The sequence below is a fragment of the Desulfobacter sp. UBA2225 genome, assembly GCF_002348205.1.
In the GTDB taxonomy this organism is placed as follows: domain Bacteria; phylum Desulfobacterota; class Desulfobacteria; order Desulfobacterales; family Desulfobacteraceae; genus Desulfobacter; species Desulfobacter postgatei.
The window spans coordinates 1-16,106 of record NZ_DDYV01000132.1; the positions used below are offsets into that span (position 1 = coordinate 1).

Genomic DNA, 16,106 nt, shown 5'->3' on the forward strand with positions numbered 1-16,106 from the left:
GCGGCCTTGGGCCTTAATCCTGCGCATCTTTCCTGCTACATGCTCACCATGGAACCGGGAACAGCCCTGCATGCCATGCATGAACGGGGTATGTTTTTACCCATGGCACAATCGGATCAGGTGGATCTGTTCTGTGCGGCTGCCCAATATCTCAAAGCCCGTGGATGGGATCATTATGAAGTATCCAATTTTGCAAGGCATACATCCTTTCGGTCCCTGCACAACAGTGCTTACTGGCAGATGGTTCCCTATCATGGGTTCGGGCCGGGTGCCCATTCATATGCCGTAAAATTCGACACGGATGGATCGGCCGCGTATAAAAGGTTCTGGAATGCACCGGACCTGGATGGATATATCAGGGCGTTGAAGAGCGGAAAAATTCCCCCATCCGACCATGAAACCCTTACCCTGGAACAGCGGCAGATGGAGTATGTCATGGTGGGGCTGAGAACATCCATGGGACTTGATATCAGAACCGGGCAAAACCTGTGGCGGAACCGGTTTTTAACCGTATTTCAAAGCCTGATGGAAAATCTTGAAAATAAAGGGTTTGCCCGACCCCGGGACGCCGGGCAGCGGTTTGTTTTGACCCTTGACGGCTGGATGCACCTGGACAGTATCATCGCCTCTTTTGTTGAAAGAATTTGATAGTCAGGCTATTTTTTTTCTCAACTGCCGGTGATCCTCAACCCGTATGGTCAGGTGTATGGCGTCAAAGTATTCAATCAGGGGAATGACATATTTTCTGGAAATGCCGATCATATCCTTAAATTCCGGTGTGGAGATCTTTTCATTGGCTTTGAGGAATTCAATGAGTTTTGTTTCCAGATCATTGACGGCAGCGGCATCAAAAAACAGATCATCTTTTGTCTTGACTACCTGTTTTTCATCAATGAGCATCTGCATTACACCCCTGGCTGTTTTCTGGTCCAGGTCAAGATCCTGGCATATGGTACGGAAAAAGGGCGGGGTCAGGCCGGATGTTTTGTAAATGGCGGCAATTTTCTCCTTGACTTCATGCTGGTCCACCTGAAGCGCCACCTTGAAACCCGAAAGTTTCACCAGGTTTTTGTCCAGAACAATAAGGTTTTCCTTTTCCAGGCGGTTAAACAGGATGTTGAAAAAACGGGCATCATCCACATATTGAAATTTGGATTTCAGCTCCTGGGCCGGCATACCTTCCTTTAAGGGGTTTTCCTGGTGATAAGTGGTCAGTCGTTCCAGTACTTTTCCCTTAAATTCATCAAAAATAGTACCATGGACATAGATTTGCTTCTCCTTGTCCGTGAGTATCGCTTCCTGTTTTGCAAGCATTTTCTGCAAAGCGGCAGCCAGTTTTTTATCCGGCACATTGGTCATGACCCGTAATTCATTTAAGGCCAGCCCGGCATATCCCTTGATGGACAGAAAATAGGCAATGGTTTTTTCATCATCCGGCGATAGGGCAAGATCGGCAAGGCCTTCAATCATGGCCGTATCTTTAAGTTTGTATTTCTGGGATACCGGGTTGAGGATAGCCCCGCCCCCGATGGTTTTCACGGGGGAATAAGATCGGATAACGTACCGGTCATCCTTGATGCAGCAGACCGGAGATTCCAGTCGGAATTGAACCGGTGCCGTCTCCCCGGGCAAAAGCGATTCCCGGTCCAGCAGGACCATATAACCCTGTATTTCACTTGTGCCCGAATGAAACCGGACCCGTGTCCGGGCCTTGGCCGGCTTGGTATTGCTTTTCAGGTAATGGAATTGGGCGTCCACCATATAGCTTTCAATCAAAGCCCCCGGGGTGGAGAGCACATCGCCTCTGAATACGGCTTCCCGGTCAAGGCCCTGGAAATTGATGGCCGTGCGGGTGCCGGCCATGGCTGTTTCCACTGAACTGGAATGCACCTGCAGCCCCCGGACCTTTGATGTGATTTTTCTTGGAAAGACCATGATATCCTGGCCCACACTCACCTGGCCTGAAATCAGGGTCCCGGTGATAACCGTGCCGAACCCTTTCATGGAAAATACCCGGTCCACGGGAAGACGGAAAATGGAAGAAAATTTGCGGGGCGGAATTTGTGTACATATATTTTCAAGGGTGGTTAAAAATTCCTCGAGCCCCTGGCCTGTGGCAGAGGATACCGGTACAATGGGTTTGTCTTCAAGGAAGGTGTCTGAAATAAAATCGTGGATGTCCTCCATGGCCAGCTCCAGCAGATCTTCATCCACCAGGTCTGTTTTGGTCAGGGCAATCATGCCGTGTCGGATCCCCATGAGGTTGCAGATCTCCATATGTTCCCGGGTCTGGGGCATGACGCCTTCGTCTGCCGCAATCACCATGACCACCACATCAATGCCTGAAGCGCCGGCCACCATGTTTTTTACAAATTTTTCATGACCGGGCATGTCCACAATGCCGATGTGCCGGCCATTGGGAAGATCGAGGTAGGCGAACCCAAGCTCTATGGTGATGCCCCGTTCTTTCTCCTCCTTGAGGCGGTCTGTTTCAATGCCTGTCAATGCCCTGACCAGGCTGGTTTTTCCATGATCAATGTGTCCGGCTGTTCCCAGAATTATATTGTCCACAAATGCCTGCCTGTTACGCTTTGAATTTTCTATAATAGCTCATGCCATAGGCCAGGGCCACAAGAATGATTCCTGTGACAACGCCATGGTAGATGCCCCAGTCGGGTTTGAACAGCCGGGTAAGGATGATTCCGAATGCCAGGCCTATAATCAGACGTACGGTAAAAATAATCAGCGTATTCATAGTCATTGTACTATTCACCTTTTTTGCGTGTTTTTATCAGTAAATATTCCAAGAATAATAGTCAAAGGGGCAGGGCAGGTCAATCCTTATATGTCACTCGAATCTAATCAATCAAATAAAAAAAGAAAAAAAGACTTGAAAAAGAAAATTAGTTCTGATAATTATACAAAGTTTTTTTTGTGGTGGGTGTAGCTCAGTTGGTAGAGCACCAGGTTGTGGCCCTGGTTGCCGCCGGTTCAATCCCGGTCACTCACCCCACTTAAGATTTTAAAGCAGCCGAATGGCTGCTTTTTTTATTGGTGAAACGGTTGGCCAGGCTATGGCTTATCGTTATATATTGTGGAATGGATTAATGACATTCTGGTCGTCTGTTTTTCTATGCGCATTCACAATAATCTTTTTAACCCCTTCGATATTTTCAGCAATCTCTGTTATTTGATTTTTCATGGAAGCTTCCGGGTCGCCGATAGTTACGACGCCGTCATGTGCCGTGACAATGCTTGTCGGGGATAATTTTATAATAGCCGCATGAACTTTCGCGGCAAGAAGGGCATCATCAAGGATTTTTTCCGATTCAGGTGTGGTTTTAAAGTTGGGTTTTCGAACCGTCGCGCAGATCAGGTCTGCAGCATCCTCAACTGAGAGGCTTTTTATGTGGATGACCATATCATAAAGTTTACTGTCCCACGTATCAATGCCGTATAACCTCAGGCCCCATTTCCTTCGCTCATCATCATCTTTTTTTAAAATATAACGTGCTTTTTCTTCGGAAATGTTTTCCCGCCGGACCTCTTCTTTCACACGTTCTTCTATATCCGATATGATCCTGATTTTCAGGACATGGGGAAGATTCGGCAAAAAATAGTGACCCGCCAGACCGTGATAAACTACATTGTCTTTGCGGATATGCTGCAGAAGTGCTTTGCGGATATAACTTACATAGCGGTCCCTACCGTGGGTGTATCTTTCAAGAACGGACGGTGCATCGTGCAGCGCCCTGATCAGTCTGATCTCCGGGATATTGAACTCTTCCGATGCCTCCAGCAGAATATCACGGGAAATGCATTCATATCCCAGTTCGGAGGCTACCTTTTCAGCAACTTCCTTTCCGCGACTGTAAGAGCCTCTTGAGATGGTTATAACGGACATTGTAATCTCCTTCTTTTAAAATTATTTATCTTGTTCATTTGGCTACCGTTTTAAGCCGGGACACCCCCGTACAATAAGCCTCTTATGAGATGCCCTATTTTTAAGGCTCACCTCCTGGAAGACTTTGATCAAACGGTTCAGACTCTCCCGGCTTAAAACGGTAGCCGGCCATTTTAAATGACGGGGCTAAAATTTCAAGGTAAAACCCCCCCGTTGCAAATCATAACAGAGGTTCTTAAAAAATAACAGAAAGGGTACGATGACGCTGTGATTTCGTTTGTTCAAAATAAAATTTCAAGGAACTTAAAAAAGGCTTGGTGCTCGCTTAGTCGTTGTAGATCCCGCCGGTACAAAAAAGCACTTTAATAAAGCGTATGCTCGAAAATCCTAACGCTTTCATTGCAGCTGTTTGCCAATTCCAGCACCCGTTTATGGTGCGTAAACAGCAGGATTTGGATGTCCGTTGATAATTGAGCCAGCACTTCCAGGCAGACACGGGTGCGGTCATCATCAAACCCGATAAGGATATCATCTACAACAAAAGGCATGGGTTCCTCCTTTTTTATGTGCTGCTCAAGCGTAGCCAGCCGCAAGGCAAGATAGAGTTGATCCCGTGACCCGTCACTCATGCCGGCTATGGCGACCTCGTGATCGTCGGGCCGAACCCCAAGCAGTATGGGCTTTCCTGAAGAATCCAGTTCATCTCTCAGGCCTGCGTAAGAACCCAAGGTGAGCTTTGAGAATAATTCACCGGCTCTGCCTAAAACAGGGGCCTGATTTTCTTTTCTGTAATATTCTATTTGCTGTTCAAGAATGAGCGCGCCTATCTGGAAACGCAGATAATGTTCAGCATGTCGGACGATGTCGGCCAGGTGTGCTTCCGCTTGTGAAGACGCGTTGGCTGCCAGGGCGCTCCCATCTTTCTCTTCGATTTCATTTTGAATTGTGCGCCGCTGGTCGCGTAAATTGTCTCGTTGGGATTGAAGTTCTTTTAACTCAATGGATATTTTTTCAATCCCTGCGTCTACGGTGTCGATTTCACAATTTTTAAACTCTTCCTCCAAGGCGTCAATGCTTAAACCGTCACCATTGCGATTAAGTTCCTGTTCAAGCGTTTCAATGCTTTTCAGCAACACCCTCTTACGGTCTGATTTTTCAGCCGCCTTGATAAGTGCCTCATCGGTTTCAACCCCGGCTTGCTTTTTTAATTCGATAAGTTTTTTTTGTGAATGGCGGATGGTAATATTGGCTGCCTGGAGATCCTGCTTTTTTTCATCAAGTTGATCTTTAATTTTGATTAAACTTGCCCGGGCTTCGCGCGCAGCATTTAAATCATGATGTAAAAGAGCTGCGATCATCATTGCATCCTGATCCTTAGTTCCCAATTCAATTCGCTTGGAAAATTCATAAACGTTGCAGTGAAATTCTTCTTGAACCTTGTCCATGCCGTAAATTCTTCTGCGCAACTCTTCAGACTGATCAAATTTTTGAAAGAACAATATCAGGTTGTCGAGGGTTTCAGCGGCAGTTCCCGGGTGTATGTGCGGTTTCAGGCTTAAGCCTTCAATTGCTTTTTCCCACTCATCGGACCAGGCCGTCAAATCATTTTCAACCGTTTTGAGCTCATCCTGAATTCGTTTAAAACGGATTTGAGAATCTTTCAGGGACCGTTCAATTTCACGACGTTTGTCATGGGCGTTTTCTTCTTGTTCGATTCGCTGCTCACACAATGAAATCAGAGACTCAAGGCGTTTTCCTTCTGTTTTTTGCCAAGGCGCAAATTGGGATATCTGATGTGAGACTGATTCCCTTAGCTGATTGCACGCGTCAGACAATTTTTCTTTATGTGTTGAAAGGGTCTTTGCCGTTTGTATCTTTTCGATCAGGCGTTCTGCCTTCAGCAGCCACTGTTTCATTTCCCGTGGGGGGGCGGCTACAATATTCAGGGGCTTCCAAAGGTTTGTCCATCTGATGTTAAAATCGGTTTGATTGTTTTTTGTTTTTTCGAGATGAGTTGACAGATCAGCGATTCGAGACGCCATGCTCTCAATCTTACCTTCCAGTTGCGCCCGTTTTACTACCTGGTCGGCATCCATCCTCAGACGATCTGATATATTGTCCGCCTGCTTGACTTTTTTCTCATAGGCAGTTGGTAAATCAGATTCCTGTGTATACGCCAAAAGACCATCGTTGATATCCGGACAATCGATATCCAGGTGCTGGATATATTTTTGTTTTATGAATAACCACCCCTGGTCACGCTCTTTACGAGATGCCTCTAAATCGGCAATGTGGGGCAGGTTCTTTTTTAATAATAAAGCGTTTAACTCTTGTTCAGCCTGTTTTTTTTCATCTTCAAGTTCTTGTTTTTTCCGGGATGCGGTTTGGGATTTTTCCATGAGTTCATCGTTTTCTTTTTCAAACCGGTCTATGGCCGCAGAAACCGGTAAACACAATGATAACAAAGCTTGTGCCGTGCCATGGTAATTCCCCAATCGTGCAAATTCATCTTCCCAGGCTGCATTTTTTTCTAAGACCTGGGCTTTGCTGTCATCCCGGCGCTGTTCAATGTCTCCGGCCTTGCGCGCTGAAGCAATTGAGGCTTTTAATTGCGGTAAATCAATTCCACTTTGTGGTATATCTTCCAATTTGCTTTTAAGGGATTTTTGTTCGTCCTCCAGATCTCTTAATGCGGCCCGCAAATTCTCTTTTTTTTGTATCAATACACTGTTTTTCCGGACCAATCCCGAGATCCATTTTTTATTGTTCAAAAGGGGCCTGAGCTGATCGGCCTGGTCGATATCCATATCGGGCCGGATACCCTTTAGCAGCGTTTGGGCATCATTGCGCAGCAGACGTCTTTTTCCGTCCTGCCGGGGCCGGTCCGCATTTGTTTTTTCAACCGCACCAAGATCTTTATAGAGCTTTAATATGGCACTTTCATTTTTAAGCAGATCATCTCGGATACTTAGCGCGCCGGATTCTTGATTTAAGGCGGCAAGTTTGACTTCGAGGCGTTCCTTTGTGTCTAATGCCTGTTGAAGGGTTTCTCGGGCTGTTTTATGTTGATCGGCAAAATCCTGCGGCAGCAACAACACTGTGCCTAATTCTTCAATTTTAGACAGATCGTTTCGGCGTTCGGCCAAGGCGCCTTTTACACGGTTGATTCTTTCCAAACGGCTTTTTTGTCTGTTTTTTTCATTGATCTCTTGTTCAACGCCACTGATATCGGCATTGATTTTTGATAACTCTTTTTTTAACGCTTTCCAGTCAGAAACCGGCAGGGTGGCGTCACGCATTCTTTTCTGTGCATCTTTATAATCTGAGATGGCCTTGTTCAGCAGCGCCTTGGACCCTCGAGGTTTGAAGATATCAACTGCACTGTTTTGCATTTCCGATAAAATTTTTCTAAGATTTGCTGTCCCAAACGCTGCACTGAATAACGCCTGGCCAAGATCCCCGGATTGTTCCAATAGTTCCTGGCCGCCGGCAATTAACCGCCCATGGTCAATACCCCAAAGTTTTATAAAAAGGCTTTCATCAATACCGGCAGGCAGAAACCGTGTGAACCGGCTTTCATCAAAGGGCGCATGGCTTCCATATTCAAGCAGGGTGTCTTTGTTCCCTTTCCTTCTGATAAATTCAATCTTTTTTCCATTTAAAAGCTGTAGTTCTCCGCCTATCCGAAGCTTTGGATTTGAATGAAGAAAGTTGTCCTTTGTTCTGACGTCAATGCCGAACAGCCAGGCAATAAGCGCTCTTAATGATGTACTTTTCCCGGCTTCGTTATCTCCGTAAATAATATGTAACCCCAAATCACCATCAGACAGGTCCAAAGATTTTTCCGTGAAGCGGCCGAAAGCCATGAGATCGAGGCGGTTAATTCTCATTTTCACCCCCGGCTGAAAGTATTCTGCCGATCAGCATTTTTTGGGCGTCTCTGGTTATTCGTTTGATGGTTTGTCCATCGTTCAGATCTACAATGGTCTCGACTCCAAACGCTTGTGGGGGCAGCTTTTGCCGAAGTTCGGCTATTTTATCCGCCAAACCATCTATCTGATCAATATCATCCGGTGTGGAGATAATTGACTTGAGTAATTTCCCCAGGGCAGTGTGATTGTCCAGGGCCGCTTCCAAATCATATTTACCCTGGGTTCTGTTTTCAACGCGCTCAATCCAAAGGGTGTCCCCTGCGGTTTCAGCCCCAATCGCTTTAATTTGCTGTTCAAATTTTTCCGGAAAAGCGGCAAGTTGATCAGACAGTTTTGTTGCCCCGATCAGTTTTATTCTCATTGCAACCGGCCTGTCCTCGGCAGATGTTCGTTCCTGTTCAATGGTTTCCCTGATTTTTTCCAGGACATCCCGGCGTTCTTCGATATCGGTCACATCAATTTCGATTTGCGTCCATCGCAGGACATCAAGGGGAATATTTTCAATTTCCTTTACAGTTTCATCTTCAACTGTTACGAGAACACAGCCCTTTGGGCCGCTTTCTCGAATATGACGGCCTTGTATGCAACCGGGAAATACCACAAAGGGGTCTTCAAGGACGATTTCCTGTTTGTGGATATGGCCTAATGCCCAGTATTGATAGCCCTTTGAAACAAGGTCATCCAGGGAACACGGTGCATAGTTTGCGTGCCCTTTCCGACCATCAAGGCTGGTATGCAGAAGCCCTATGTTGAACATTCCTTTTTCAGCTTCACAAAATCCTGCTGCCAGGTTTTCGTCAATATGCCGACGTTTGAAACTGCGTCCATGAATAACCGTGGACAACTCTTCCAATTTCACAGTTTCCACCTTCCCGGCAGAAAAAATTTTCATGTTGGCAGGCGTGTCCAGGGCTTTCGTCATCCGATTTTCCGCATCATGGTTTCCTGCAACACAAAAAACTTTTATATCATGTTGATTTAACCGTCCCATTTGCCGGCTCAGGAAAATCCCTGTACTGTAATCTTTCCAATCTCCGTCATAGAGATCTCCGGCCAAAAGCACGAAAGCCACTTTTTCTTCTATCGCCAGATCCACCAGATTGTTGAAGGCTTTTCTGCACGCGTCCCGAATGGCATCAACAGGCGCAGACTCATATCTTGACAGCCCGCGCAATGGACTGTCTAAATGAATATCGGCTGCGTGAATGAATTTAAACATTTTAGCCCTTTGCTTGATCCCTTTGCTCTTGCTGTGATTTCAGGTAGGTGCTGATTTTACGTGCCGTGACCAGGGAGCCGACGTTATTTACCAGGAAACGGCATATCCGTTGCACAAAGGCAACGTTTCGGATATCGTACCGGAAAAGCAATGTCTTTGAGGCTAATGGCATCTGAAACGTTCCTCAGATAATCAAAAACCACGGTATCATCTAAGGGCAGGTGTTTCAGGTAGGGAAGACCGCCAAATTTTAGATAGGTCTGCAGGCTTCCCCCCTCTGCTTAAGTCCGTGGATAGTTAGGAATTCGCCATAGGTTAACCCGTATACCTTGATTTCAACGTATTTGGGGATATCCACGGCCATCCTTTTTTGGTTATCATAATTAATATAATTGCAATATAATTGCAATAAATGCATTTTTTGTCTGGTATAATCAACAAAAAAAAATGACGAAGATGGAGATTGTTTTTTCATAGAACCTTCGATATGAAAAAATGGTCTTGGGTGTGGGGGGTAGTGTGGGAGACAGATTTGAGTGGGGATGAAGAAAAGGGCTTTTGGCAAAACACCAAAAGCCCTTGAATTACTTAATTAACCGAATACTTTTTCCAGGAAGGGGATGATCTGTTTTTTACGGCTCATGATACCGGGCAGCCAGCATTTGCTGTTAACCGGTTTTACACCAAAAGCTTTCTCAACAACAGATTCGTCATCGGAAGCCACGAGAAGCTCGGTGCCTTCCTTCATGATGTCGGTGAGCATCAGAAGTACAGTGTGATTGCCTTTTTCTGCTTTCATGGCACGGATGTCTTTTTCAAGATCAGCCTTGATGCCATCAACGATGGAGAGGTCAACCAGTTCAAGCTGGCCGCAGCCAACACCAACACCACCCATTTTGAAATCTTTGTAGTCGCGCAGAACCAGTTCACGGATCGGGGTGCCTTCAACAGCGGATTTTACCTTGAACATTTCAATGCCCAGGGCGTCAAGATTGGATTCGCCGCAGATTTCAGACAGTTTTGCGCAAACTTCTTTGTCTTTGTCTGTGCAGGTGGCGGATTTGAAGATTACGGTGTCGGAGAGGATGGCGCACAGCATGGCACCGGCAATGCCCTTGGGGATCGCAACATTGAAGTAATCGTACATGGAAGCAATTACGGTGCAGGTGCAGCCCACAGGCCAGATCCAGCATTCCAGGGGTTGTCCGGTGGTTACATCACCGAGTTTGTGATGGTCTACAATACCCAGGATATTGGCTTTGCCAAGATCGTCAGGGCTCTGGGCCAGATCGGAGTGATCCACCAGGTAAACATCTTTACCGGCATAGCTGGTAACCACTGCAGGTGCAGCCAGACCGAATTTGTTCAGGACAAATTTGGATTCGGGGTTCAGTTCGCCCTGAATAGCCGGTGCAATATCTTCACCAAGGCTTTTTTTCAGATCGGCCAGCGCGATGGCTGCGACTACGGAGTCGGTATCCGGGTTTTTGTGACCAAATACGAGAGTTGACATAAAACCTCCTAAAAATAAAAAGTGTTGTTGTCGGGTTATAATCCTCAGGGATGACCCCCATAACCGGCAGTCATCCATTTAAGTTTTTAACTTTAATACCACCTGGTCTTATAGAATTAATCGCACTTAAGCTCAAGCAAAATTTGAAAAAAGAAAATGTCATGTTTCAAAATTCACATTTTACAGGGATTTTTATATGCTTTCCGTGATGATTGAAACCTGTCTTATGCCCTATGAAACCGGACGGAACCCAACTTGCCGGGTTTGGGATTGGACGGGATGCATAAAGACGGGGCTAGTCGGAATGGGCATCCCGAAGTTCCCTGCGCAGCACTTTGCCGATGTTGGAAATCGGAAGATCATCTTTGAATTCAATGATCCTGGGACGTTTGTATCCAGCCATGTTTTCCTTGCAAAATGCCATGACTTCTTCCCGGGTGGCTGTCTGACCTTCTTTTAGTTTGATAACTGCTTTTACGGTTTCACCACCGTGTTTGTTGGCTACCCCGATCACTGCGCACAATTCAACCTTGGGATGGGTATATAAAATATCCTCCACATCCCTGGGGTATACATTAAATCCGCCCACCAGGACCATATCTTTTTTTCTGTCGGTGATCAGGATATATCCCTCCTCGTCAATGTGACCGATGTCTCCGGTTAAAAAATAGCGTTTGCCGTCAATGGTGACAAAAAATTCGGCATCGGCCTCGGGCCTGTTCCAGTATCCCTTCATAACCTGGGGACCGCAGGCGGCTATTTCTCCATCTTCACCCCTGGGCAGTTCCTTTGTGGGATCATTAAGCTCCAGGATTTTTATATCTGTGTCGGGTAATGGAAAGCCAACCGAACCTATTTTTCTGATTTCCCGGTTGGTGGGATTGGCCGACAGCACCGGTGCGGTTTCCGTCAACCCGTATCCTTCAAAGATAACAGCACCGGTTTTTTCTTCAAACTGGCGGCAGACATCCGGCGGCATGGGGGCTCCCCCTGAAAAGCAGCCCATCAGGGAGGACAGATCATACTCATCAAGCTTGGAATGATTTGTAAAGGCTACAAAAATTGTGGGTACGGCCGGCATGAGGGTGGGGCGGTATTTCTGAACTGCCTTGAGGACGTCAGTGAAAGGGGGCTTGCCTGTTCTGGGGTCCGGGATGCATACCAGGCGGCTGCCGGAACCTGCGGCGCACAGCATGGCCACGGAGATGCCGAAACTGTGATACCAGGGCAAAATGCCTAAAAAACAATGGTATCCCCCGTAGTATGCCTTTTCCAACGGTTTGTTCGGGCCGTGGGAGAGCCTTAGATATTCCATGATTGCGACAACTTGGTAGGTGAAGTTGATATGCACAAGTTCCGCACCTTTGGGAATTCCTGTGGTGCCGCCGGTGTAGAGCATGACAGCCGTATCGTTCACCGGGTCAATGTCGATATCCGGCGGCTCGGGTTTGGACCGGACCACCATGTCGTCAAACATAATATGCCCGGGTTCATGGTGGTCGGCTTTGGGAATCTTGCCTAACAGGCCGCCTAAAAATCGCTGGATTTTCGGCAGGTAGCTTTTAATATTACAGACCACTATAGTCTCAACATCTGTATCGATAGCGGCCTTGACCACATTGGGGTAAAAGGTGGGATGATCCATGCAGAACACCATTTTTGCAGTGGAGTCAGCAAGTTGATATTTCAATTCTGTGGGCGTATAGATGGGGTTGCAGTTCACGGCAATGGCCCCTGCCTTCATGATTCCAAAAAAGATTTCAGGAAAATGGGGCAGGTTGGGTAAGACGATTGCCACCTTGTCCCCCTTTTTGATGCCTTTTTTTGCCAAAAAATAGGCGATCCGGTCTGCTGTCTCCTTAACTTGGGAGAAGGTCTTTTTTGCCCCGTTGAATATGGTGAAAACCTGGTTGGGATAAGCGGCTGCGGAATCGTCCAGCAGTTTGAAAACGGGATAGTGGTAGTCGGTGACGTTGCGGGCAACACCCTCGGGCCAAAACGGGGTGTCCCAGGGGCCGGATGCAGTGTTTGCCTGGTTTGTCTGATCTGCCATAGGGGGCTCCTCTATGTGTTGTCGTGTTTAGGCTTAAGGATATCATCCGGGCGCATATTTTAAAACTTGTAATAATAAAGAAATTTTCATATTTTATGCATCGCGGCTTCAAATACGGAACTTCATTAAGGAGACAAATGAAAACAATGATGGTGGGCACCTTTTGCGTTTTTGGGGCTTTTTTGTTCATGGCTCCTGCCTTTGTCCATTTATAGAAAGTTAAGGGTTCTTCTATGCTGAGCGAAGCATTTGCCGGCGGAAATTCTATTCTTCATCGCCTTGATCCGAGGCTGCGGATCGTGTTTGCCACACTCTTTTCCTTTCTTTTGGCCGTTTCAAAATCCTTTCCCACTATGACGGCAGGACTGGGACTCTCAATGGTAATGATAGGGTTGTCCCAAATTCCCTTAAAAGAGGTTTTAAAAAGAGTGGTGGTGATCAACGGGTTCAACCTGGTGCTTTTTGTACTCCTGCCCATCACGTTTGAGGGGACCCCCCTGTTTCTTATCGGGCCTATGGCGTGTTCTGTCCAGGGTTTGATTCTGGCTGTCCAGATAACACTTAAATCAAATGCCATCCTGTTGATCTTTCTCTCACTTGTGGCCACCATGACCATCTCCACTTTGGGAAACGCCTTGAACCGCATCCATATACCCGAAAAAATTGTATATCTGATGCTCCTTGCCTATCGGTACGTGTTTGTGCTGGAGCAGGAGTATCTACGCCTGGTGACGGCCATAAAAGTCAGGGGGTTTGAACCCAAAACCAATCTGCATACCTACCGGACCTATGCCTATCTTTTCGGGATGCTTCTGGTTCGTGCGACAGCAAGGGCAGACCGGGTATACCAGTCCATGCTATGCCGGGGGTTTAAAGGGAAATTTTACTGCATCCACGGATTTTCGTTTTCCGGCCTGGACCGGATCGGATTGGTTGTCCTGACATTAATTCTGATTTTCTTGGGGAGTATGGAATGGCTGAATCCAATGCCTTTCAATGTGATGAATTTTTAATTGATCTGGAAAACGTCAGTTTTTCTTATCCGGGTCAAGGGCCGCTCCTGGATCGTCTCAACTTTCAATTGCGCAAAGGTGAACGGCTGGGCCTGATTGGCCCCAATGGCAGCGGTAAATCCACCTTTATGCATCTGCTGATGGGCCTGATCAAACCTGATTCAGGTTCTGTTCGTCTGTTTGGGATGCCCATGGCAGGTGAAAAGGATTTCAAACAGGCAAGAAAGCGTTTGGGGTTCGTATTCCAGAATGCGGATGACCAGTTGTTTTCTCCCACCGTCATTGAAGATGTCGCCTTTGGGTTGCTGAATAACGGCAAAACACCCAAAGAAGCGGTGGCGTTGTCAAAAAAAATACTCCGGGCCCTGGATCTTGAGGGATTTGAAGACCGCATCACATATAAGCTTTCCGGAGGGGAGAAAAAGTTGGTCTCTCTGGCCACGGTGCTGGTTATGGAACCTGAGGTCCTGTTGTTGGACGAGCCCACTACCGGCCTGGACGAGCAGACCGTAAAGCGGATAGCGGACCTCCTCAATGAACTCAATATCGGATATGTAGTGGTGTCGCATGAATTTGATTTCCTTGCAAAGACCACCGGTGACATATTTGCCATGAAGAACGGACAGATTCGTTTTCAATGCACATCCGATCAATTCAGGCCGGCAGGCTGATTATCCATAAATGCCGCAAGTGATGAAATGATTTCTATATGGGGTGCCGTTGCAGCGCAAATTCCTGGACCGGGCAGCAATGATTTTTACATAAAGGCGGTTAGACTATTGATTTTCATCTGCGACGGCGTTATTGAATAGGGTTTGAAATCTGATTGCCTTGGATTGTGAGGCAATGGAACATATATGTACCGTGAAAACAAAGATAACCCCTAACAGAAAGGTAAAAAATGACAGACCAGAGAATTTACAATTTCAATGCCGGACCTGGGGCGCTGCCTCTGCCGGTCCTTAAAGAAATTCAGGCCTCCTTCCTGAATTTTAACAATTCAGGCATGTCCATCACAGAAATCAGCCACAGATCTTCTTATTTTGACGATGTTATCAATGATGCCGTGGAACGGGCCAAACGTCTTTTAGGTCTGGATGACCAATACCATGTCCTTTTTCTCCAGGGCGGGGCGTCTTTGCAGTTTGCCATGATCCCCATGAATTTTCTTTCCGGGGATGAAAGTGCTGACTATGTTAATACCGGAACCTGGTCCACAAAAGCCATTAAAGAGGCAAAAATTCAGAATAAAAAACATGTGGTCGTGGCCTCTTCCGAGGACAAGGACTTTTCATACATCCCTGGAGAGATCTCCTTCAGCAAAGATGCAAAATATGTCCACATCACCTCCAACAACACCATTAAGGGAACCCAGTTTGCCGATTTCCCCGATACCGGTGATATTCCTCTTATTGCGGATATGTCATCCGATTTTTTTTCACGTCCCCTTCCCATGAAAAAATTCAGCATGATCTATGCCGGTGCCCAGAAAAACTTAGGGCCGTCCGGCACCTGCATGGTGATTTTGCGCAAGGACCTTCTGGCAACAGCGAATTCGGATCTGCCTTCCATGCTCAAATATTCCACCTTTGCAGAAAAAAATTCCATGTACAATACCCCGCCCTGTTTCGGCATATATACCATTGATTTGGTCCTCAAATGGATCGAAGAAGAGATGGGCGGGCTTGAAAAGATCGCAGCCTTTAATAAGGAAAAAGCAGCCCTTTTGTATGATTTTATTGATGCAAGCAATTTTTACCGGGCCACCGCCAGACCCGATTCCAGATCCCTGATGAACGTCACCTTCCGGTTGCCCAGTGAAGAACTTGAACAAAAATTTATAAAAGAGGTAACAGCCAAAGGTTTTGGCGGTCTTAAAGGCCACAGATCCGTGGGCGGATGCAGGGCATCCATATATAATGCCGCCACCATGGAAGGGATCAAAGCTCTGGTGGCATTGATGGATACGTTTCAAAAGGAGGCCAAATAATGAAGGTCCTGATCAGTGATAAAATGGATGAAGCCGGCATTGATATTTTCAGAAACCAGGAAGGTATAGATGTCGATGTCAAAACCGGGCTTTCACCCGAAGAACTCAAAAAGATCATCGGGGAATACGATGCCCTCGCCATCCGGAGTTCCACCAAGGTGACCGCGGACCTGCTTGAATCGGCCGCCAACCTCAAAGTTGTTGCCCGGGCCGGCATTGGCCTGGATAATGTGGACATTGATGCGGCCACCAAAAAAGGGGTCGCCGTCATGAACACCCCTGGCGGCAACACCATAACCACAGCCGAGCATGCCATTGCCATGATGATGTCCTTAACCCGGAATATTCCCAGGGGCACCGCATCCCTGAAAGCCGGGCGCTGGGATAAAAAACTGCTCCAGGGCCGCGAGCTTTTCAACAAGACCCTGGGTGTCGTGGGTTTCGGGAACATTGGCTCCATTGCCGCAGGACTTGCCAAAGGG

At 46.9% G+C, this 16,106-nt stretch carries 12 protein-coding genes, 1 tRNA gene and 1 pseudogene; 6 read left to right on the forward strand and 8 right to left on the reverse strand.

Features of this window, described 5'->3' with window-relative positions; genetic code table 11:
* A pseudogene (locus B3D59_RS07120) lies at positions 1 to 648 on the forward strand (coproporphyrinogen III oxidase family protein); the annotation flags it as partial.
* Positions 649 to 651: 3 nt separating this feature from the next.
* On the opposite strand, the gene selB reads toward B3D59_RS07120, so the two are convergent.
* Positions 652 to 2,571 (reverse strand): selenocysteine-specific translation elongation factor, encoded by a 1,920-nt coding sequence (selB, locus tag B3D59_RS07125; protein WP_286818638.1) that lies wholly within the window; start codon positions 2,569 to 2,571, stop codon positions 652 to 654.
* 13 nt (positions 2,572 to 2,584) lie between these two features.
* Positions 2,585 to 2,755 carry a hypothetical protein gene (locus tag B3D59_RS07130; RefSeq protein ID WP_286818639.1) on the reverse strand — a complete coding sequence of 57 codons (171 nt, stop codon included), beginning with the start codon at positions 2,753 to 2,755 and terminating at the stop codon, positions 2,585 to 2,587.
* A 182-nt stretch (positions 2,756 to 2,937) separates the two neighbouring features.
* On the opposite strand from B3D59_RS07130, the gene B3D59_RS07135 reads away from it, so the two are divergent.
* Positions 2,938 to 3,013: transfer RNA gene (locus tag B3D59_RS07135), tRNA-His, on the forward strand.
* A gap of 72 nt (positions 3,014 to 3,085) precedes the next feature.
* Here the strand turns inward: B3D59_RS07135 and B3D59_RS07140 are convergent.
* From B3D59_RS07140 to B3D59_RS07165, 6 genes are all read right to left on the reverse strand, one after another.
* On the reverse strand, positions 3,086 to 3,904 hold the full coding sequence (locus tag B3D59_RS07140; RefSeq protein WP_286818640.1) for a cytidylate kinase family protein: 819 nt from the start codon (positions 3,902 to 3,904) through the stop codon (positions 3,086 to 3,088).
* Between the two features lie 362 nt (positions 3,905 to 4,266).
* A complete protein-coding gene (locus B3D59_RS07145; protein WP_286818641.1) occupies positions 4,267 to 7,794 on the reverse strand; it encodes a YhaN family protein in 3,528 nt (1,175 codons plus the stop codon).
* Complete coding sequence (locus B3D59_RS07150; protein WP_286818642.1) at positions 7,784 to 9,055, reverse strand: metallophosphoesterase family protein; 1,272 nt, start codon at positions 9,053 to 9,055, stop codon at positions 7,784 to 7,786. The genes B3D59_RS07145 and B3D59_RS07150 overlap by 11 nt, the downstream gene beginning before the upstream one ends.
* Position 9,056: 1 nt before the next feature.
* Positions 9,057 to 9,227, reverse strand: coding sequence for a hypothetical protein (locus B3D59_RS07155; RefSeq protein ID WP_286818643.1), 171 nt, complete (start codon positions 9,225 to 9,227; stop codon positions 9,057 to 9,059).
* A 420-nt stretch (positions 9,228 to 9,647) separates the two neighbouring features.
* Positions 9,648 to 10,568: a manganese-dependent inorganic pyrophosphatase gene (locus tag B3D59_RS07160; protein ID WP_286818644.1), complete on the reverse strand. Its 921-nt coding sequence runs from the start codon at positions 10,566 to 10,568 to the stop codon at positions 9,648 to 9,650.
* Between the two features lie 295 nt (positions 10,569 to 10,863).
* A complete protein-coding gene (locus B3D59_RS07165; protein WP_286818645.1) occupies positions 10,864 to 12,621 on the reverse strand; it encodes a long-chain-fatty-acid--CoA ligase in 1,758 nt (585 codons plus the stop codon).
* 233 nt (positions 12,622 to 12,854) lie between these two features.
* Between B3D59_RS07165 and cbiQ the strand changes: the two genes are divergently transcribed.
* The 4 genes from cbiQ to B3D59_RS07185 all read left to right on the forward strand — a co-directional run.
* Positions 12,855 to 13,634, forward strand: a complete 780-nt coding sequence (gene cbiQ / locus B3D59_RS07170; RefSeq protein WP_286818646.1) for a cobalt ECF transporter T component CbiQ — start codon at positions 12,855 to 12,857, stop codon at positions 13,632 to 13,634.
* Positions 13,595 to 14,305: an energy-coupling factor ABC transporter ATP-binding protein gene (locus B3D59_RS07175; RefSeq protein WP_286818647.1), complete on the forward strand. Its 711-nt coding sequence runs from the start codon at positions 13,595 to 13,597 to the stop codon at positions 14,303 to 14,305. The genes cbiQ and B3D59_RS07175 overlap by 40 nt, the downstream gene beginning before the upstream one ends.
* Positions 14,306 to 14,535: 230 nt before the next feature.
* The gene (gene serC / locus B3D59_RS07180; RefSeq protein ID WP_286818648.1) at positions 14,536 to 15,624 is read left to right on the forward strand and encodes a 3-phosphoserine/phosphohydroxythreonine transaminase; all 1,089 of its coding nucleotides are present in this window, start codon (positions 14,536 to 14,538) and stop codon (positions 15,622 to 15,624) included.
* Positions 15,624 to 16,106, forward strand: a 483-nt coding sequence (locus B3D59_RS07185) for an NAD(P)-dependent oxidoreductase (RefSeq protein WP_286818649.1), incomplete at its 3' end; no start/stop codon positions are given. The genes serC and B3D59_RS07185, both read left to right, overlap by 1 nt.

What these genes read in the sequence shown, in the direction of transcription:
- B3D59_RS07130 (WP_286818639.1), bottom strand. Translation starts at nt 2,755, where the DNA reads ATGAATACGCTGATTATTTTTACCGTACGTCTGATTATAGGCCTGGCA.
- B3D59_RS07140 (WP_286818640.1), bottom strand. Translation starts at nt 3,904, where the DNA reads ATGTCCGTTATAACCATCTCAAGAGGCTCTTACAGTCGCGGAAAGGAA.
- B3D59_RS07145 (WP_286818641.1), bottom strand. Translation starts at nt 7,794, where the DNA reads ATGAGAATTAACCGCCTCGATCTCATGGCTTTCGGCCGCTTCACGGAA.
- B3D59_RS07150 (WP_286818642.1), bottom strand. Translation starts at nt 9,055, where the DNA reads ATGTTTAAATTCATTCACGCAGCCGATATTCATTTAGACAGTCCATTG.
- B3D59_RS07155 (WP_286818643.1), bottom strand. Translation starts at nt 9,227, where the DNA reads ATGCCATTAGCCTCAAAGACATTGCTTTTCCGGTACGATATCCGAAAC.
- B3D59_RS07160 (WP_286818644.1), bottom strand. Translation starts at nt 10,568, where the DNA reads ATGTCAACTCTCGTATTTGGTCACAAAAACCCGGATACCGACTCCGTA.
- B3D59_RS07165 (WP_286818645.1), bottom strand. Translation starts at nt 12,621, where the DNA reads ATGGCAGATCAGACAAACCAGGCAAACACTGCATCCGGCCCCTGGGAC.
- cbiQ (WP_286818646.1), top strand. Translation starts at nt 12,855, where the DNA reads ATGCTGAGCGAAGCATTTGCCGGCGGAAATTCTATTCTTCATCGCCTT.
- B3D59_RS07175 (WP_286818647.1), top strand. Translation starts at nt 13,595, where the DNA reads ATGGCTGAATCCAATGCCTTTCAATGTGATGAATTTTTAATTGATCTG.
- serC (WP_286818648.1), top strand. Translation starts at nt 14,536, where the DNA reads ATGACAGACCAGAGAATTTACAATTTCAATGCCGGACCTGGGGCGCTG.